16 protein-coding genes and 1 tRNA gene are annotated in these 19,099 nt (G+C 68.1%); 6 read left to right on the top strand and 11 right to left on the bottom strand.

The features are described from left to right. Nucleotides 1-84: 84 nt before the first annotated feature. Together AC3WON_RS10220 and paeA are read left to right on the top strand one after the other, a co-directional pair. Entirely contained in the window at nucleotides 85-1,065 is a 981-nt protein-coding gene (locus AC3WON_RS10220; RefSeq protein ID WP_492351743.1) for a LysR substrate-binding domain-containing protein, read from the top strand. Between the two features lie 82 nt (nucleotides 1,066-1,147). Beyond that, nucleotides 1,148-2,467 carry a polyamine export protein PaeA gene (paeA, locus tag AC3WON_RS10215; RefSeq protein WP_492317470.1) on the top strand — a complete coding sequence of 440 codons (1,320 nt, stop codon included), beginning with the start codon at nucleotides 1,148-1,150 and terminating at the stop codon, nucleotides 2,465-2,467. Here the strand turns inward: paeA and AC3WON_RS10210 are convergent. The 6 genes from AC3WON_RS10210 to AC3WON_RS10185 form a co-directional block, all read right to left on the bottom strand. Then, nucleotides 2,349-3,479, bottom strand: a complete 1,131-nt coding sequence (locus tag AC3WON_RS10210) for a phosphatase PAP2 family protein (protein ID WP_492317471.1) — start codon at nucleotides 3,477-3,479, stop codon at nucleotides 2,349-2,351. The genes paeA and AC3WON_RS10210 overlap by 119 nt on opposite strands. Next, the gene (locus tag AC3WON_RS10205) at nucleotides 3,472-4,401 is read right to left on the bottom strand and encodes a DUF1653 domain-containing protein (RefSeq protein ID WP_492351742.1); all 930 of its coding nucleotides are present in this window, start codon (nucleotides 4,399-4,401) and stop codon (nucleotides 3,472-3,474) included. The genes AC3WON_RS10210 and AC3WON_RS10205 overlap by 8 nt, the downstream gene beginning before the upstream one ends. 173 nt (nucleotides 4,402-4,574) lie before the next feature. Beyond that, nucleotides 4,575-4,664, bottom strand: a tRNA-Ser gene (locus AC3WON_RS10200). A 90-nt stretch (nucleotides 4,665-4,754) separates the two neighbouring features. Further along, complete coding sequence (gene serS / locus AC3WON_RS10195) at nucleotides 4,755-6,059, bottom strand: serine--tRNA ligase (RefSeq protein ID WP_492351741.1); 1,305 nt, start codon at nucleotides 6,057-6,059, stop codon at nucleotides 4,755-4,757. Nucleotides 6,060-6,185: 126 nt separating this feature from the next. Further along, nucleotides 6,186-7,553 (bottom strand): replication-associated recombination protein A, encoded by a 1,368-nt coding sequence (locus AC3WON_RS10190; RefSeq protein ID WP_492317685.1) that lies wholly within the window; start codon nucleotides 7,551-7,553, stop codon nucleotides 6,186-6,188. A 69-nt stretch (nucleotides 7,554-7,622) separates the two neighbouring features. Beyond that, on the bottom strand, nucleotides 7,623-8,756 hold the full coding sequence (locus AC3WON_RS10185; RefSeq protein WP_492317485.1) for an ABC transporter ATP-binding protein: 1,134 nt from the start codon (nucleotides 8,754-8,756) through the stop codon (nucleotides 7,623-7,625). Nucleotides 8,757-8,877: 121 nt separating this feature from the next. Between AC3WON_RS10185 and AC3WON_RS10180 the strand changes: the two genes are divergently transcribed. Continuing rightward, nucleotides 8,878-10,521 (top strand): ABC transporter permease, encoded by a 1,644-nt coding sequence (locus AC3WON_RS10180; RefSeq protein ID WP_010812991.1) that lies wholly within the window; start codon nucleotides 8,878-8,880, stop codon nucleotides 10,519-10,521. 108 nt (nucleotides 10,522-10,629) lie between these two features. Further along, complete coding sequence (locus AC3WON_RS10175) at nucleotides 10,630-11,301, top strand: hypothetical protein (protein WP_492351740.1); 672 nt, start codon at nucleotides 10,630-10,632, stop codon at nucleotides 11,299-11,301. Nucleotides 11,302-11,332: 31 nt separating this feature from the next. On the opposite strand, the gene AC3WON_RS10170 is transcribed toward AC3WON_RS10175, so the two are convergent. Both AC3WON_RS10170 and AC3WON_RS10165 read right to left on the bottom strand, forming a co-directional pair. Next, complete coding sequence (locus tag AC3WON_RS10170; protein WP_340523034.1) at nucleotides 11,333-12,370, bottom strand: Fe(3+) ABC transporter substrate-binding protein; 1,038 nt, start codon at nucleotides 12,368-12,370, stop codon at nucleotides 11,333-11,335. A 219-nt stretch (nucleotides 12,371-12,589) separates the two neighbouring features. Beyond that, nucleotides 12,590-12,916, bottom strand: a complete 327-nt coding sequence (locus AC3WON_RS10165; protein ID WP_492351739.1) for a hypothetical protein — start codon at nucleotides 12,914-12,916, stop codon at nucleotides 12,590-12,592. A gap of 256 nt (nucleotides 12,917-13,172) precedes the next feature. On the opposite strand from AC3WON_RS10165, the gene AC3WON_RS10160 reads away from it, so the two are divergent. Next, entirely contained in the window at nucleotides 13,173-14,273 is a 1,101-nt protein-coding gene (locus AC3WON_RS10160) for an NAD(P)-dependent alcohol dehydrogenase (RefSeq protein ID WP_492317488.1), read from the top strand. Between the two features lie 16 nt (nucleotides 14,274-14,289). Here the strand turns inward: AC3WON_RS10160 and AC3WON_RS10155 are convergent, their stop codons facing one another. The 3 genes from AC3WON_RS10155 to AC3WON_RS10145 form a co-directional block, all read right to left on the bottom strand. Then, nucleotides 14,290-14,727 carry a hypothetical protein gene (locus tag AC3WON_RS10155; RefSeq protein WP_492317489.1) on the bottom strand — a complete coding sequence of 146 codons (438 nt, stop codon included), beginning with the start codon at nucleotides 14,725-14,727 and terminating at the stop codon, nucleotides 14,290-14,292. 8 nt (nucleotides 14,728-14,735) lie between these two features. Then, nucleotides 14,736-15,371: an outer membrane lipoprotein chaperone LolA gene (gene lolA / locus AC3WON_RS10150; protein WP_492317490.1), complete on the bottom strand. Its 636-nt coding sequence runs from the start codon at nucleotides 15,369-15,371 to the stop codon at nucleotides 14,736-14,738. 148 nt (nucleotides 15,372-15,519) lie between these two features. Then, nucleotides 15,520-17,856: a DNA translocase FtsK gene (locus tag AC3WON_RS10145; RefSeq protein WP_492317491.1), complete on the bottom strand. Its 2,337-nt coding sequence runs from the start codon at nucleotides 17,854-17,856 to the stop codon at nucleotides 15,520-15,522. Between the two features lie 234 nt (nucleotides 17,857-18,090). On the opposite strand from AC3WON_RS10145, the gene trxB reads away from it, so the two are divergent. Next, nucleotides 18,091-19,056: a thioredoxin-disulfide reductase gene (gene trxB / locus AC3WON_RS10140; RefSeq protein WP_010813000.1), complete on the top strand. Its 966-nt coding sequence runs from the start codon at nucleotides 18,091-18,093 to the stop codon at nucleotides 19,054-19,056. Nucleotides 19,057-19,099 lie beyond the last annotated feature (43 nt).

Here is a 19,099-nt window from a genome sequence, read left to right as displayed (position 1 = left end):
TGCAGGCGGCGCGGATTGCCCAATGCGAATACGTGCCAGAATATGTCATCAGGCTATGGATGCCTGCCCGCTTCCCGGATTGCCATGCGCTTGCGCCAGATCGAAGTCTTCCGCGCCGTGATGCTGACCGGCACCGTCAGCGAGGCCGCGCGCCTGCTGCACGTGTCCCAGCCGGTGGTCACGCGCGTGCTGCAGCACGCCGAGGCCTCGCTCGGCTTTCGCCTGTTCGAGCGGGTGCGCGGCCGGCTGCAGGCCACGCCCGAGGCCAATGCGCTCTATGGCGATGTCGAAAGGCTATATGGCGAGATCGAGCGCGTGCGCCGGGTCTCGGAAAGCCTGCGCCACAAGGGCGCCGGGCGGCTGCGCGTGGCCGCCACCCCCAGCCTGGCCAATCCGCTGCTGGTGCCGGCGGTGCGGCGCTTCTACGCGCGCCACCCGGACACGCAGGTGCAGGTGCTGACCCACCATACCGACGAGATCGTCGGGGCGCTGCTGGCCAACCAGATCGACCTGGGCTTTGCCTTTGCGCCGCCGGGCCACGAGGCCATTTCCAGCGAGCCGGTGGCCAGCGGCCGCATGCTGCTGGCGGTGCCGCGCGGCCAGCCGCTGCCCGCCGGCGGGCGCCGCCAGGTGGTGCCGATGCAGCGGCTGATGGAGCGCGCCTTCATCGGCTATGACGACAACAGCTCGCTCGGGCTGCTGGTGCGCCAGACCCTGGCCCGGCACGCGCTGGAGCCGCGCTCGACGCTGGAGGTGCAGACCTATTCGCTGGCGCTGGCCCTGGTCGATGCCGGGCTGGGCGTGACCCTGCTGGACCAGTACACCGCGCTCAGCGCCAGCCCGGAGCGCGTCGCGCTGCACGACGTGGCGCCGGTGCTGCCGTTCGAGATCCAGATGCTGCGCGCCAGCCACCGCGCCGGCTCCAGCCTCGCCGACGACCTGCGCGCGCAGTTTGCGCTGGCCGCCGCGGAACTGGCCGCAACGCTGCCGCAGCGGCTGGAAGCGCCAGCCGCCAGCTTTGACGCCACGCCCCGGAGCCGCGATCGGGGTCCGCCTGATGTCTGATTGATGTCCGATTGACAGCCGCGCGCGGCGTGCACCATCATCAAGCCGCCTGCAGGCACAACCTGCGTGCGCCAAACCGCCTATGTTCGTCCTGACCCTGATCGCCCTTGTCCTTGTCAGCGCCTTTTTCTCGGTCTCCGAGATCGCGCTGACCGCCGCGCGCCGCACCAAGCTGCAAGTCTTGTCGGAGCGCGGCGATGGCCGCGCCACGCGCGTGCTGCGGCTCAAGGAAGAGCCCGGGAATTTCTTCACGATCGTGCAGATCGGCGTCAACAGCGTGGCCATCCTGGCCGGTATCCTCGGCGAGAAGCATGTGTCGGACCTGCTGCTGGAAACGCTGTCGCCCTATATGCAGGTGATCCACGCCCAGCGCGTGGCCAATATCGGCTCGTTCCTGATCGTGACGCTGCTGTTTATCCAGTTCGCCGACCTGATCCCCAAGCGCATCGCCATGACCTTCCCCGAGCGCTGCGCGGTGGCGGTGATCGACCCGATGCTGACGCTGCTGCGCGTGCTCAAGCCGCTGGTCTGGATCTTCAACGCCGCCGCCGATGCCACGCTGCGGCTGCTGCGCCTGCCGACCAAGCCGGTCGACCAAATCACCACCGAGGACATCGCCGCGATGGTCGATGCCGGCGCCGAAGCCGGCGTGCTGCACAAGCATGAACTCCACCTGATCGAGAACGTGTTCGAGCTCGAGTTCAAGAGCATTACCGCGATCATGACGCCGCGCGACGACGTGGTCTACCTGAGTCTCGACGAACCCGCCGACAGCGTGCGCCGCAAGCTGGTCAACCAGCCGCACGCGCAATACCCGGTGTGCGGGCACGACCTCGACGACGTGCAGGGCTATATCGATTCCAAGGACATCCTGCAGCTGCTGCTGGCCGACGAGAGCGCCACCGTGATCAACAATATCGGCCGCCACCACGACAAGAACGTGCTGGTGATCCCCGACACGCTGACCCTGTCCGAGGCGCTCACGCGCTTCCGCGAGATGCACCAGAACTTTGCCGTGGTGATGAACGAATACGGGCTGGTGGTGGGCGTCGTCACGCTGGACGATATCGTCGGCGCGCTGATGGGAGACATCCTGTATTCCAGCGAGGACGAGCAGATCGTGCGGCGCGACGACAGCTCCTGGCTGGTCGACGGCCTCACCCCGCTGGTGGACCTGAAGAAGGCGCTGGATCTGGACACCCTGCCCGGCGAGGACTATGTCGACACCGCGGCCGGGCTGGTAATCTATTCGCTCAAGCGCATCCCGAAGAAATCCGAGTCGATCACCGTGGCGGGCTATCGCTTCGAAGTGCTGGACATCGACCATCACAAGATCGACCAGCTGCTGGTGTCGCGCCTGCCGCAGGCGCCGGAAGCCGAAGCGCCAGCACGGCTGGCGTAGGCGCGACGGCCTGCCGGTAGCGCTCCAGCGTATCCGGCAGCCGGAACCACGCCACATAGCTGAACGCCACCACCACCGCTGCCGCCGCCACCGCGCCCAGCCGCCATGGCGCCACCGATTCCTTCGGCGCCGGCACGTGCAGCGTGCGGTAAGCCGTGCCGAGCAGCGCGATCCATGCCAGCCCCAGCGCATAACCTGCAGCGACGTCCGACAGCCAGTGCATGCCCAGGTACAGCCGCGATACCCCGATCGCCGCCACCGCCACCACGGTCAGTGCCAGCACCGGGATGCGCACGCGCCACGGCTGGCGCAGGCACATCAGGAAGGCCAGGAAGCCATAGGTGACCATGCTGCTGGTGGCGTGTCCGCTGGGGAAGGAATACGATTCCAGGCCGCTGTAGATGCTGGCCGGGCGCACGCGCGCCATGCCCAGCTTGAGCGCCATCACGCAGGCGCGCGCACCCAGCAACGCGGCGGCCCAGTACAGCGCCACGGTCCAGGCGCGCCGCCAGCACAGCCACGCGAACACCGCCACGCCCACCGCCAGGGAAATGCGCGCGCCGCCCAGTTCGGTCACTGCCACCATTGCGATATCAAGCCAGTCGGTACGCAAGGCACGCAGCCATGCAAACACGATCTGGTCGATGCGCACCACGCCCCCCCTTTCGGCGACCTCGCCGGCCAGCCAGAACAGGGCGCTGCCGCAGGCCAGCAGCACGGCACCGGCCAGCAGCACCACCAGCAGCTCGGCCATGTCGCGTTCGAGCACGCGCAGCGTGAGCGTGCTCAGCCGGCGCGGCTGTGCGGCCACGCGCGCGGACAGTGCGCCGGCCCCCCACACGCGCCACCGGTCCAGCCAGCGCACCACCGGCCGCAACAGCGCCACCAGCAGCGGCACCAGGCTCAGCAGCAGCACCGTCACCAGCGTGAACAGCGCCAGCAGCCCGAGCGCCGTGCCCGGCGTGAGCCAGGCCTCGGCGAAGGCGCTCGCGCGTGCCGGCACGTCAATCACGGGACGCGCCCGCGGCGCCGACGATGCGGGCGATATTGGCGCGAGCCGGCGCCTCGCAGTCGGCAAAGGCGTCGGTCAGGAAGAGTCGCGGGCGCTGCGCCAGCTTGCCCAGGAACGCCGCGCGGCGGCGCATGAATTCAGTCTCCAGCGCCTCCCCCTTGAGACCGGTGCGCGCGGCCAGCAAGGCGCGGTTCTCGGCGAACACGTCCTGGCTATGGGCATCGAGCATTTCCGGCGCCGCGGCCAGCCTGAGCAGGTCGAGATCGAGCACGGTGTCGGCGCCGGCAATGCTCGGGCCATGGCCGCGCGTATCGAGCACGATCTGCGCGGCACGGTCCAGCACCGCGCGGTCCTCGCCGGGCGCCACCGTTTCGATCAGCGCGGCTGAGGCGGCTTCGTTGTGCTCGCATCCCGCCACATAGACCGCGTCGTGGCACAGCACCGCCAGCGCCTGCGCGCGGTCCAGCGCAATGCCGCGCACGTGGGCGGTCTCGAACATCTCCAGGATATGGCGGCGGTCGTGGTAGTGCCGGTACGGCGTGTCGTGCAGCGCCAGCACATCGAGCACCGCCTGGCGCGGCAGGAAGTCCAGGCAGGCCAGCGCCGCGGGCCAGGCGGGCGCAAAGCGCGGCACCTCGCCCTGCGGCGTGGCCACCGGTTCGCTGAACACATCGGAGCGGCGCACCCACAGCAATGAGGGATCGCGCATCGCGCGATAGACCACCACCGGCGCGAGATCGGCCTCGAAGCGGCCGATGCCGACTGCCGTGTAGGCGCCGCCCTTGTAGTGTCGGTACGGCATGCCGGCGACCAGGTTGGGGTCGGCCGGCAGTTCGGCCGGATCGCCGTGGAAGACCGGTGCTGGGGGTTGGCTGGCGGGTGGCTGTGTCATGGTGCGGCATCCTGCGTTGCGGATCGCCATGATAGTGCACCTGGCAGTGCGTCCGGTATGGAGGCCGGTGCGGCGGCCCATGCCCGCCGCATGAAAACCGGCCGCGGAAAAAACAAAACCGACGCGCACTGTCGTGGGCGTCGGCCTGAGTTTTACTACACTGTTGTTGCCTGCCGGTGGTCGATTCCGACAGCTTCTTGTTTTGGCGGAGAGGGTGGGATTCGAACCCACGGTACCGTCGCCGGTACGCCTGATTTCGAGTCAGGTACATTCGACCACTCTGCCACCTCTCCGGTAACTTGTTGCCGTGTGGCGAAACCAAGATTATAGCCATGTCCGGCCAGCCGATGCAATAGGCTGGCAGCGGATTTTTTCGGTTCGCTTTACAGCTCCGGTTCCAGGCGGGTGATGCCGCCCATGTACGGCTGCAGCGCGGCCGGCACCGTGACCGAGCCGTCTGCGTTCTGGTAGTTCTCAAGGATCGCCACCAGCGTGCGGCCCACGGCCAGCCCGGAGCCGTTGAGGGTGTGCACCAGCTCCGGCTTGCCCTGCCCCGCGCGCATGCGCGCCTGCATGCGGCGCGCCTGGAAGTCGCCCATGTTCGAGCACGAGCTGATCTCGCGGTAGGTGTTCTGCGCGGGGATCCACACTTCGAGGTCGTAGGTCTTGGTGCTGCCGAAGCCCATGTCGCCGGTGCACAGCACGATGGTGCGGAACGACAGCTCCAGCTTCTTCAGGATTGCCTCGGCGTGGCCGGTCAGTTGTTCCAGCGCCTCGAACGACTGCGCGGCCGGCACCACCTGCACCAGCTCGACCTTGTCGAACTGGTGCTGGCGGATCATGCCGCGCGTGTCCTTGCCGTACGAGCCGGCCTCCGAGCGGAAGCACGGCGTATGCGCGACAAAGCGCAGCGGCAGCTTCTCGCCGGCGACGATGGCGTCGCGCACGATATTGGTCAGCGGCACCTCGGCGGTCGGGATCAGATAGAAGTTCTCGATGCGCTCGCCGTCTTCGCTGCCGACCTTGCGCGGCACCTTGAACAGGTCTTCCTCGAACTTGGGCAGCTGGCCGGTGCCGCGCATCGAGGCGGCGTTGACCATGTACGGCACGTACATCTCGGTGTAGCCGTGTTCCTGCGTATGAATGTCGAGCATCAGCTGGACCAGCGCGCGGTTCATGCGCGCCAGGCCGCCACGCAGCATCGAGAAGCGCGAACCGGTGACCTTGACCGCGGTGTCGAAGTCCAGGCCCAGCTTCTCGCCCACGTCGACGTGGTCGCGCACGGCGAAATCGAACTGGCGCGGCTCGCCCACGCGGCGCACTTCGACGTTCTGGGTTTCGTCATTGCCCACCGGCACGCTTTCATGCGGCAGGTTGGGGATGGCCAGCATCAGCTCGGCCAGGTGCGCCTGGATCTCGTCCAGCCGCGCGGCCGAGGCCTTGAGCGTGTCGCCGATGCCGCCCACTTCCGCCATCACGGCCGAGGCGTCCTCGCCCTTGCCCTTGAGCATGCCGATCTGCTTGGACAGGCTGTTGCGGCGGGCCTGCAGTTCCTCGGTCTGGGTCTGCAGTTGCTTGCGTTCGGCCTCAAGTGCCTGGAACGCCGCAACGTCGAGTTGGTAGCCGCGCGTGGCAAGGCGTTGCGCCACGGCGTCGATGTCTTTGCGGAACAGCTGGATGTCGAGCATGTTGCTTTGGTGAAGTGCAGGGCCAGCGACATGCCGGCGGACCCGCCATTTTACTGCACCGGCCCCGTCCGGCGCGAACCGGGCGATGCCAGGCCAGAGGGCCGTGTCGCCGGCTCACGCCACCGCTCACTCCCCGCCCTTGCCGCCGTCCTTTGCCTTGGCCACGCGCTGCTCGCGATGCCAGGCGGCATCCAGCTCGCGCAGGTGGCGCAGCTTCTCGGCAATCTTGCCCTCCAGCCCGCGCGGCACCGGCTGGTACCAGTCCTGGGCCTTGAGGTCGTCCGGGAAGTAGTGCTCGCCGGCGGCGTAGGCCTCGGGCTCGTCGTGCGCGTAGCGGTAGGCGTGGCCGTGGCCAAGCTCCTTCATCAGCTTGGTCGGCGCGTTGCGCAGGTGCACCGGCACCGCGCGCGACTTGTCCTTGCCGACGAAGGCGCGAGCCGCGTTGTAGGCGTTGTAGCCGGCGTTGGACTTGGGCGCCACGGCCAGGTAGATCAGGGCCTGGCCCAGCGCCAGCTCGCCCTCGGGCGAGCCAAGGCGCTCATAGGTCTCGGCCGCGTCCAGCGTGATGCGGGCGGCACGGGGATCGGCCAGGCCGATATCCTCCCACGCCATGCGCACGATGCGCCGCGCCAGGTAGCGCGGGTCGGCGCCGCCGTCGATCATGCGGCAGAACCAGTACAGCGCCGCGTCCGGGTCCGAGCCGCGCACGGACTTGTGCAGCGCGCTGATCTGGTCGTAGAAGGCGTCGCCGCCCTTGTCGAAGCGGCGCAGGTTTTCCGACAGCGCGCTGCCCAGCAGCGCGGTATCGATCTGCGCGGCGCGGGCGGTGCGCGCGGCGCGCGCCACGATCTCGATATTGTTCAGCAGCTTGCGCCCGTCGCCATCGGCCGAGGCCACGATCAGCTGCAGCGCTTCATCCTGCCAGCTCAGGTCGCCCGCCTGTGCGCCAAGTTCTTCGCTGGCGCGCAGCGCCAGCTGGGTCAGCTCGGCATCGTCCAGGCTCTTGAGCACATAGACCGCCGCGCGCGACAGCAAGGCGCCGTTGACTTCGAACGAGGGGTTCTCGGTGGTGGCGCCGATAAAGGTGAAGAGCCCGCTTTCCACATGCGGCAGGAAGGCATCCTGCTGGCTCTTGTTGAAGCGATGGACCTCGTCGACGAATACCAGCGTGCGCCGCCCGTGCGCGCGGAACTGCTCGGCGCGCTCGACCGCCTCGCGGATGTCCTTGACCCCCGACAGCACCGCCGACAGCGCGATGAACTCGGCGTCGAAGGCACTGGCCATCAGCCGCGCCAGCGTGGTCTTGCCCACGCCCGGGGGGCCCCACAGGATCATCGAATGCGGCTCGCCGGACTCGAACGCCACGCGCAGCGGCTTGCCCGCACCGAGCAGGTGCTGTTGCCCGATCACCTCGTCGATGGTGCGCGGGCGCAGGCGCTCGGCCAGCGGTTGCCGGGAACGGTCGGGAGTATCGGAAAACAGCGTGTCCGCCACGGTATTCAAGCCTTGTGAATGCAGAACGCCACAGTGTAGACCATCGGCGCCCTGCCCCTGCGTGGCAGGCTAGGCGGCAAATGCCACCACGTCCTCGATCTCGACACGGATGCCGATGCGCTCGCCCACGGCATGGTTGTGGTGGGACGGCACCAGCGCCAGCACGCGGCCGCCGCTGGCCAGGCGCAGCGTGTACAGGATCTCGGCGCCGCGGAAGGCCTTGTGGACCACCTCGGCGCGCATCGGGCTGGCGTCGTCGTGGACGATGTCATCGGGGCGCACCAGCACGTCGACGGCGGCGCCGGCGGGCAGCGCCAGCGGCGCCGCGGGGCGCAGCAGGCCCAGTTCCAGTTCAATCTCCGCGGTCCCGCGCAACCGCCCCGCCATCAGCACGCCCTGCCCGATAAAGCCCGCGACAAAGCGCGATGTCGGCCGGTGGTAGAGGTCGTGCGCGCTGCCCCACTGCTCGATCACCCCGTCGTGCATGACGCCGATCTCGTCGGCCATGGCAAAGGCCTCGTGCTGGTCGTGGGTGACCAGGATCGCGGTGGTGCCCTGCGCCTTCAGGATCGCGCGCACCTCCAGGCTCAGGCGTTCGCGCAGGTCGACGTCGAGGTTGGAGAACGGCTCGTCGAGCAGCAGCAGCTCCGGGCGCGGTGCCAGCGCGCGCGCCAGCGCCACGCGCTGCTGCTGGCCGCCGGACAGCTCATGCGGATACTTGCGGCCCGCGCCGGCCAGTCCGACCAGCTGCAGCACCTCGTCCACGCGCGCCGCGCGCCCGGCGCGGCTGGCCCGCACCAGGCCGAAACCCACGTTGGCCGCCACGTCCAGGTGCGGGAACAGCGCATAGTCCTGGAACACCATGCCGATGCGGCGCTGCTCCGGCGCCAGCATCGCCCCGGACGACGACACGACCTGCCCGTCCAGCACGATGCGGCCATCCTGCAGCGGCTCGAAACCGGCGATGGCGCGCAGCACCGTGGTCTTGCCGCAGCCGCTGGGCCCCAGCAGGCAGGCGATATTGCCGCGCGCCACCGAGAACGACAGCCCCTTGACCACCACATGGCGGCCAAAAGCGTGACGGATCTGGTCGACCTCGATGACAGCGGCGCCAGCGCCAGTGACGTCAGCAACGCCTGCGCGGGTCGCCGGCCGGCTGCGGGCCTGGGCGCCGGGCAAGCGTGAATAGGAATCGGTTCGCATGTGCGCATTATAGGGACGCGGCCGGGGCCGGGAGCGCCTTTCGGGGCAAATGCGTGCCCCACATTGCTAGAATGCGGCAGCCCGCACGCTGTGCGCGGCACTTCCGCCCACTTTCCGACGCATGCTCCTGTCCAGCCGCCGCCGCTTCCATCCCCTGACCCTGGCCACCCTGGTGATGGCGCTGCTGATCGCCGTGCCGGTGCTGGTGATCGCCTCGGCAGTGCTGCTGCCTGCCGGCGACACCTGGCGCCACCTGATCGACACGGTGCTGGCGGAATACGTGCTCAACACCGTCTGGCTGCTGTGCGGCGTCGCCGTGGGCGTATTGCTGCTGGGGGTGACCACCGCCTGGCTGGTATCGACCTACCGTTTCCCGGGCCACGCCGTGATGGAATGGGCGCTGGTCTTGCCGATGGCGATGCCCGCCTACGTGATCGCCTATGCCTACACCGACGCGCTGCAGTTTGCCGGGCCGGTGCAGGGCTGGCTGCGCGAGCTGACCGGCTGGAAGGCGCGCGAGTACTGGTTCCCGGATATCCGCTCGCTGGGCGGCGCCATCGCCCTGTTCTCGCTGGTGCTGTACCCCTACGTCTACCTGACCGCGCGCGCCGCCTTCCTGCAGCAGACCCAGAACACGCTGGAAGCCGCGCGCCTGCTCGGCCACGGCACCTGGAGCCGGCTCTGGCGCGTGGTGCTGCCGCTGGCGCGTCCCGGCATCGTTGCCGGCACCGCGCTGGCAATGATGGAAACGCTGGCCGACTTCGGCACCGTCGCCTACTTTGCCATCCCGACTTTCTCCACCGGCATCTACCGCGCCTGGTTTTCGCTTGGCGACAAGAACGCCGCAGCGCAGCTGTCGGCATGCATGCTGCTGTTCGTCGCCGCCATCCTGCTGATGGAGCGCGCCAGCCGCGGCCGCGCGCAGGTCTACGGCAACCAGCGCCGCGCCGTGGCCTGGACGCTGGACGGCGCGCGCGGCTGGCTGGCGCTGGCTGTATGCATGGTGCCGGTGCTGCTGGGCTTCCTGATTCCCGCGCTGATGCTGTGCCGCATGGCCTTCACCGACGGCGATGCGCAGTTCGGCGCGCGCTTTGTCGGGCTGGTGCGCAACAGCTTCCTGCTGGCCAGCGCCACCGCGCTGGCCGCGGTGACGGTCGCGCTGGCAGTGGGCTACGCCGCGCGCGCGGCCAACGGCAAGCGCAGCTGGCTGATGCGCGGCCTGACGCGGCTGTGCGGCATGGGTTATGCGCTGCCGGGCTCGGTCATTGCCGTGGGCGTGCTGGTGCCGGTGGCGCGGCTAGACAACGCGCTGTCGGCCTGGCTGCAGCAGCAGTTCGGGCTCTCGGTGGGGCTGCTGCTGACCGGCGGCATCGCCGCGCTGGTCTATGCGCTGCTGGTGCGCTTCCTGGGCGTGGCGCTGCAGACCGTCAATGCCGGGCTGGGCAAGATCACGCCCAGCATGGATGCGGCCGCGCGCAGCCTCGGCCACGGCCCCGGCGCCACGCTGCGGCGCGTGCATTTCCCGATGCTGCGCGGCAGCCTGCTGACCGCGGCACTGATCGTCTTTGTCGACGTGATGAAGGAGTTGCCGGCCACCTTCGTGATGCGCCCGTTCAACTTCGACACGCTGGCCGTGCAGGCCTACAACCTCGCTGCCGACGAGCGCCTGACCGAGGCCGCCACCGCCTCGCTGGTGATCGTAGCCGTGGGCCTGCTGCCGGTGATCGTGCTCTCGCGCACGATCCGGCGCGAAGCGCAGCGCTGAGCCTCCCGCGCTTCTTGCCCTAAAGTCGCGCCGCAACGCGCCGATAGCCTTTTATGGCCCGGCGTCCGCCCGGGAGCGAACAGCGGCATGCCTGCCGCGCAAGAACCTATGCTGCGATATCACATCCTGCTGTTCAAGTTGAACCGGCTCAGCCGCAACAAGCTGAGCGGCGTGGAAGAAGTCTCGCTGGCCGGCCAGTTGGCGGAGAAGGTCAATTCGGCCGACACGGCCGCGCGCGTCATCGCCGACCTGTTCGATCACGCCAACCCGCAGGTGCGCCGCATCGCGCTCAACGCGATCCGCCGCGCGCGGCAGTTCTCGTCGCCCGAACTGCAGCCCGCGCTGGTGCGCCGCATGGCCGATGCCGAAGCGGTGCTGCGCCATGACGCCGTCTGGATCGTGCAGGAAACCCGGATGGATGGCGCCGAACTGCGCGCCGCGCTGCGCCGCCTTGCCGGCAAGGTGCAGCTGCCTTGGGACGCCGAGCGTGCCCGCGCCAATCCCGGCGACATCGCGCTGGCGGCGCAGGTGCGCGCACGCATGGCATTGGACAAGCTGCTGGAAAAGAGTGCGGCGCAGCGCAACCAGGCGCTGGCCGCGATGGCGCTGGGCGGGACGCCAGACCAGCCTTATGCGGAAGGCACGGTCGGACACAAGGGCCTGCTGCACCGGGCGCTGGTACGGCGCCAGGCGGGGCGGCGGCTCAACAGCAGCGTGAAGCTGACGTTCCGCAAGGTCGAGCCGACCGAGGTGACGGGGAACAAGCGGTTCCTGCTGTAGCAAGAACCGCTACTGCAAAGGCCGTGGCGGCTTACTTGAAGCCGGCGCGGTCCACCAGCTTCTGTGCCTGCGGCTGGTACTTGCCCAGTTCGGCCACGTTGATGGTGTCGGACTTGAACGTGCCCAGCGCTTCCAGCGCCGGGTTGCTGACCTTCACGCCCTGCACCACCGGCCACTCGTTGTTGCCGTCGGCAAAGTAGCGCTGAGCCTCGTCGCTGGCCAGGTACTCCAGGAACTTGACCGCCGCTTCCTTGTTGGGCGCATGCTTGAGCATGCCGCCGCCCGAGACGTTCATGTGCACGCCCTGGCTCGACTGGTTCGGCCACAGCACGCCCAGCTTGTCGGCCACGGCTTTGTCTTCCGGCTTGGTCGACTTCAGCAGGCGCGCGATGTAGTAGGTGTTGGCGATGGCCACGTCGCACTCGCCGGCGGCAACCGCCTTGAGCTGGTCGGTGTCGCCGCCCTTGGGCACGCGCGCCAGGTTGGCGGCCACGCCGCGCGCCCACTGCTCGGTGCGTGCCTCGCCATCATGGGCGATCAGGCTGGAGACCAGCGACAGGTTGTAGACATGGCCGCTGGAACGCGTGCAGACCTTGCCCTTCCACTTGGGATCGGCCAAGTCTTCATAGCTGGCGATATCGCCGGCCTTGACCGCGGTCTTGTTGTAGGCGATCACGCGGCCGCGCGCCGAGAAGCCGAACCATTCGCCATTGGGGTCGCGATAGTTGGCCGGGATGCGCGATTCCAGCGCCTTCGACTTTACCGGCGCAAACACGCCAGCCTGCTGGGCGCGCCACAGGCGGCCGATATCCACCGTGATGAACACGTCCGCCGGGCTGTTGGCACCTTCATTGCGGATGCGCTCCAGCAGCGGGTCTTCCTGGCCTTCGATGCGGTTGATCTTGATGCCGGTCTGCTTGGTGAAGTTGGCGTACAGCGCTTCGTCCGTCTGGTAGTGACGCGCGGTGTAGAGGTTGAGCACCTTTTCCTGCGCCGCCGCGGCGAGCGGCAGGGTCAGCAGGGCCAGCGCCGCAGCGCGCGGCAGCAAGGTTCGGATAGTGGTCTTCACGCGGTTGGCTCCCCAGCATGGTTTGGGCAGCCGCCGGGGACCCGAGGCCGCCCGGTTATTGGATTCCGGTCAGCGGGAAACAATATTGATTCTTGTTCAGGCGGTCAAATTACATTTCTGTCATGTTGACGCCCGTTGACCGCTCAATATCAGGGAGATGCCCGCACTAACCTAATCGCCCCTTGTGCGAAGGCGAACCGGCAAGGCGGGCGCCGGATCTCAGCCGCGGCGTACCCAGACCACCTTGCCAGCCTTGACGCCGAGCGCGCGGCGTTGCGGGTTGTAGTCCATGGTGCCGGGGAACTGCTGGCCGTCGCGCTCGCCCAGGCGCCACGCGCAGCCCTGCAGCAGGCCGATGGCCTCGGCCTCGGGCTTGCCGACCAGGGCATCGTCGGCCAGCTTGTCGGCGGCACAGCCCTGCGGCGTGCCACGCGCGCCTTGCGGGCCGGTCGGCGCGGGCGCCGCGCAAGCCGCCAGCAGGGCCCCGCCCGCCGCCAGCATGGCGGACTGGCGCAGCCAACGGCGGATGGTTCGCTTCGCAATCATGTCGTTCTCCTGATGGGTATGGCGAGTATGTGGATGCTGGGACACGCGGCACACCGCGGCGTTCAGCTTCTTTGCACACCGATGTGAAACCTTTGCCAGATTGCCATGTATTGTGCACATTTTCTGTATGGCCTCGGCTTGATCTGGATAAACCGACCTATAACCCAGGCGTGCTATCAGTGAGGAAGCGGGCCGGCAACGTCCCGCACCACTCCACCCACCGCGCGTCCCCCTGCGCCTTCCCTGGGAGCAACGCATGACCGCAATGATGAAAGCCGCCGTTTTTGTCGAGCCTGGCCGGATCGAACTGGCAGACAAGCCAATCCCGGATATCGGCCCCAACGATGCCCTGGTGCGTATCACCACCACCACCATCTGCGGCACCGACGTGCACATCCTCAAGGGTGAGTACCCGGTGGCGAAGGGCCTGACCGTGGGCCATGAGCCCGTCGGCATCATCGAAAAGCTCGGCAGCGCGGTGACGGGATACCGAGAAGGCCAGCGCGTGATCGCCGGCGCAATCTGCCCCAACTTCAACTCCTACGCGGCGCAGGACGGCGTGGCCTCGCAGGATGGCAGCTACCTGATGGCCAGCGGCCAGTGCGGCTGCCACGGCTACAAGGCGACCGCGGGCTGGCGCTTCGGCAACATGATCGACGGTACCCAGGCGGAATACGTGCTGGTGCCCGACGCCCAGGCCAACCTGGCGCCAATCCCCGATGGCCTCACCGACGAGCAGGTGCTGATGTGCCCCGACATCATGTCCACCGGCTTCAAGGGCGCGGAAAACGCCAATATCCGCATCGGCGACACCGTGGCCGTGTTCGCGCAGGGTCCGATCGGGCTATGCGCGACCGCCGGCGCGCGGCTGTGCGGCGCCACCACCATCATCGCCGTCGACGGCAACGACCACCGGCTGGAGATCGCGCGCAAGATGGGCGCGGACGTGGTCCTGAACTTCCGCAACTGCGACGTGGTGGACGAGGTCATGAAGCTGACCGGCGGGCGCGGCGTGGATGCCTCGATCGAGGCACTGGGCACGCAGGCAACCTTCGAGCAGTCGCTGCGCGTGCTCAAGCCCGGCGGCACGCTGTCCAGCCTGGGGGTCTATTCAAGCGACCTGACCATTCCGCTGTCGGCCTTAGCCGCGGGGTTGGGCGACCACAAGATCAATACCGCGCTGTGCCCCGGCGGCAAGGAACGCATGCGGCGGCTGATCAATGTGATCGAGTCGGGGCGGGTCGACCTGGGCGCGCTGGTGACGCACCAGTACAAGCTGGACGACATCGTCGCGGCCTACGACCTGTTCGCCAACCAGCGCGACGGCGTGCTGAAGATCGCCATCAAGCCGCACTGACGGCGGCGCCTCGGGTTCAGCCCTTGGCCCGGGCGGCCAGCGCCTGCATGGCGTCGGCCGGCAGCGGCCCATGGCAGGTGCGCTCGCCGCCGGACTCGCCGACCACCAGCCATACCTGGTCCGGCTGGCCCTTCGGATGCAACAGCCAGGCCGGGCCGCGCGCATTGCTGCTGGGCGGCAGGTCTTCCAGCACGCCGGTGCTGGCCGACTGCAGCATCACCGCGCACTCGGTGGCGGGCACGCGCGTGGCCTTGAGGAAGCCCGGATTGCCCAGCACTTCGGGCAATCCCGAGTCCGGTGCGCGCAGGAAGGAATCGACATCGAACTTGCTGGCGCCGCCGCCGCTGCTGGCACATGCCGCCGTCAGCAGCGCGCCGGCACTGGCCAGCAACACGGCGCGCTGGCCGCGCCGGGAACGGATGGTGACTGCGGGACCTTCCTGCGGATCGTTCATGGCGGGCCTCACTGCTTCATCACATCGGCGCCCTTGGGCACCGTGAACCGGAATGCATCGGCCGCCAGCGGCGGGTTCTTCTGCATGCCCGTGAAGGTCAGCAGGGTGGTGTTGCCGAACGCGTCGCGCAGTTCCATGGCTTCAAGATTGCCGGCCTTGAAGCCGATGCCGATGCGCTCGAACTGCGTGTCCTTGGCCTTGGGCGTCAGCTCCAGCCACTCTACGCCGTCGCGGGTCGGGCCGTTCTTGACCATGAAGTTCTTTTCCAGGTCGTTGCTGCCGAACAGGATCGCCGCCGGGCTGGAGCCGAGTGCACCGTCGAGCTTGCGCTCGGTGACCTGGTTCAGGTCCTTGTCGTAGATGTACAGGGTCTGGCCGTCGGCCTGCAGCAGCTGGTCGTAGGGCTTGGTATAGCGCCAGGTGAACTTGCCCGGGCGCGAGAACACAAAGGTGCCGCTGGAGGTGCCGGTCACCTTGCCGTTGGCGCCCTGCCCCTTGACCTGGCGCTGCGTGAACTCGCCGCGCGCGCTCTTCACGCCGGTGACAAAGCTCTGCAACTGGTCAGTGGCTGCGGCATGGGCCGGCGCCTGGATGGCAAACATCGCCAGCGCGGCGCAGGCCGACACGATGATGCGGTTGCGCATGGTTCGGGTCCTGGTAGTTGTAGGGTGCGTTGCCTGCGCCGCGTCGGGCGCTGGCAACCTGTCCTTTTAGAGCCGCCGGCAGCCCGGGGATTCCGCGCGCCGCAAGCCGGCGGGTAACCGGATATTACGAAGGCTGCGCGAGCGGCGCTCAGTCATCTTCGCGGGCGGCACCGCCACCCTGCACCAGGATGTCGCGGTTGCCATTGCCCGACATGGCCGAGACCATGCCGGCCTTTTCCATGTCCTCCAGCAGCCGCGCGGCACGGTTGTAGCCGATGCGCAGGTGGCGCTGCACCAGCGAGATCGACGCGCGCCGGTTCTTCAGCACCACCTCGACCGCCTGGTCGTACAGCGGATCGGCCTCGCCGCCGCCACCGCCAATGCCGGCACCGCCGCCAAACCCGTCGCCACCGCCGGCGTCATCGGTCAGGCCGCCCTCGAGGATGCCCTCGATGTAGTTGGCTTCGCCGGATTCCTTGAGCTTTTCCACCACGCGGTGGACTTCCTCGTCCGAGACAAAGGCGCCGTGCACGCGCACCGGCAGGCCGGTGCCCGGCGCCAGGTAGAGCATGTCGCCCATGCCCAGCAGCGCTTCGGCGCCCTGCTGGTCGAGGATGGTGCGCGAGTCGATCTTGCTGCTGACCTGGAACGCGATCCGGGTCGGCACGTTGGCCTTGATCAGGCCGGTGATCACGTCCACCGACGGGCGCTGCGTGGCCAGCACCAGGTGCAGGCCGGCCGCGCGCGCCTTCTGCGCGATGCGGGCGATCAGCTCTTCCACCTTCTTGCCGACCACCATCATCAGGTCGGCCAGCTCGTCGATGACGATGACGATGGTGGGCAGCCGGTCCAGCGGCTCCGGGGCGTCCGGGGTCAGGCTGAACGGGTTGGGGATCTTTTCTTCGCGGGCCGCGGCCTCGTCGATCTTCTTGTTGTAGCCGGCCAGGTTGCGCACGCCCAGCTTGCTCATCAGCTTGTAGCGGCGCTCCATCTCGCCGACCGCCCAGTTCAGGGCATTGCCGGCCTGGCGCATGTCGGTCACCACCGGGCACAGCAGGTGCGGGATGCCCTCGTAGACGCTCATTTCGAGCATCTTCGGGTCGATCAGGATCAGGCGTACGCTTTCCGCCTTGGCCTTGTACAGCAGCGACAGGATCATCGCGTTGATGCCGACCGACTTGCCCGAGCCGGTGGTGCCGGCCACCATGCAGTGCGGCATGCGGGCCAGGTCGGCCACCATCGGCTTGCCGGCGATGTCCTTGCCCAGCGCCATGGTCAGGCTGGACGAACTCTCGTTGTAGACCTGCGAGCCGAGGATTTCCGACAGGCGCACGGTCTGGCGCTTCGGGTTGGGCAGCTCCAGCCCCATGTAGTTCTTGCCCGGGATGGTCTCGACCACGCGGATCGACACCAGCGACAGCGAGCGCGCCAGGTCGCGCGCCAGGTTCACCACCTGGCTGCCCTTGACGCCGGTGGCCGGCTCGATCTCATACCGCGTGATAACCGGGCCCGGGTAGGCCGCCACCACCTTGACCTCGACGCCGAAGTCCTTGAGCTTTTTCTCGATCAGGCGCGAGGTGAACTCCAGGGTCTCGGCGCTGACAGTTTCCTGGTGCGGCGGGATCGGGTCCAGCAGCGACAGCGGCGGCAGGTCCGAGTCCTGGATATCGGCAAACAGCGGCTGCTGCTTCTCGCGCTCGACGCGCTCATGCTTGGGCACCGCCTGCGGGCGCACGATCTGCACCGGCGCCGCCTCTTCGATGCGCACGCGCTGCACCTCGACGGTTTCCTTGCGCTCGGTCTTGGCGGCCTCGCCGATGATGCGGTCCTGCTTGCTCTCGCGGCGGGCCTTGAAGCCCAGGAACAGGGTCTCGACAAAGCCGCCGACGTGCTCGGCCACGGTCAGCCAGGAGAAATGGAAGAACAGCGACAGCCCGATCGCCAGCAGCAGCAACAGCAGCAGGGTCGCGCCGGTGAAGCCCAGCGCCACCTGCAGCCAGCCGCCCAGCAGGTCGCCCAGCACCCCGCCCGGCGCGCGCGGCAGCGCGGCGCGCAGCGGGTACATGCGGATCGCCTCCAGGCCCATGCTGGAGAACAGGGTCAGCCCGAAGCCGATCCAGCTGACGGTCACGCCCTGGCGGTGCAGGCCGGGATCCGCGCGCTCGGGCAGCTCGGCAGTCAGCGTGCGCCAGCCGCGCCAGCAGCGGCGCACCAGCAGCACCGCCAGCCAGTAGGCGGAAAAGCCGAAGATGAAGAACAGCACGTCGGCCACCCAGGCGCCGACGCGCCCGCCCAGGTTGTGGATATCGGCCACCTGGTTGGCATGCGACCAGCCGGGATCGGTCTTGCTGTAGCTGGCCAGCACGCACAGGAAACCCAGCGTGACGGCAAGCAGCAGGAACCAGCGGACCTCTCCCAGCAGTTTGCCGATGCGGGATGGCAAGGCTGAGGGATCGGTGCGGGTGGTCGTGGTAGCTCGGGCCATGCCTGGTTAAGACTCGCGTGTAAGGTGATTCCGGACGTGTTTCGGGCCGATGCCGGCAGCGGTCAGTGGTCGCTCACCAGGTGACTGACGGTCATCGTGGCGGCCATTTTAACGTGGCCCGAGACTATCGCACTCATTGGAATTTGCAACAGTGAGCAAATGCGGCTCCTCTTATAATGTCGCTTTCGAGCAATGCCGGTGGGCAGCATGCCGCACCGGCCACAGGAACGCATCATGGCAAAACACGCAAAAGTGCTGATTCTCGGTTCTGGTCCCGCCGGCTATACCGCCGCGGTCTACGCGGCCCGCGCCAACCTGGAACCGGTGCTGATCACCGGCCTGGCACAGGGCGGTCAGCTGATGACCACCACGGACGTCGAGAACTGGCCGGGCGATGCCAAGGGCGTCCAGGGTCCTGAACTGATGCAGCGCCTGCTGGCGCACGCCGAGGAATTCAAGACCGAAATCATCTTCGATCACATCCACACCGCCAAGCTGGTGGACGACAACGGCCAGCCGGCCCGCCCCTTCCGCCTGATCGGCGACGCCGGTGAATATACGTGCGACGCGCTGATCATCGCCACCGGCGCCTCGGCGCAGTACCTGGGCCTGCCGTCCGAAGAGTCCTTCATGGGCCGCGGCGTGTCGGCCTGCGCCACCTGCGACGGCTTCTTCTACAAGAACCAGGAAGTGGCCGTGGTCGGCGGCGGCAACACCGCCGTGGAAGAGGCGCTGTACCTGTCGCATATCGCCAGCAAGGTCACCGTGATCCACCGCCGCGACAGCTTCCGCGCCGAGCCGATCCTGGTCGACCGCCTGCTGCAGCGTGAAAAGGAAGGCCGCGTGGTGATCCGCTACGACAGCGTGCTGGACGAGGTGCTGGGCGACGAATCCGGCGTGACCGGCATCCGCGTGCGCGGCACCAAGACCGGCCAGGCCGAGGACCTGAAGCTGGCGGGCGTGTTCATCGCCATCGGCCACAAGCCCAACACCGACCTGTTCGAAGGCCAGCTGGCCATGGAAAACGGCTACCTGGTGACCAAGTCGGGCCTGCAGGGCGACGCCACCGCCACCAGCGTGCCGGGCGTGTTTGCCGCCGGCGACGTGCAGGACCATGTCTACCGCCAGGCTATCACCAGCGCCGGCACCGGCTGCATGGCCGCGCTGGATGCCCAGCGCTTTGTCGAAGCCCTGAAGTAAGCACCGCCCCCTCCGCCCGCCGGGCCCCCCCCGCCCCCCGGCG

Source organism: Cupriavidus sp. FW305-46 (assembly GCF_058787075.1).
Note: the sequence above shows the minus strand (reverse complement) of the source record. Positions and strands in the feature narration are given on the sequence as shown.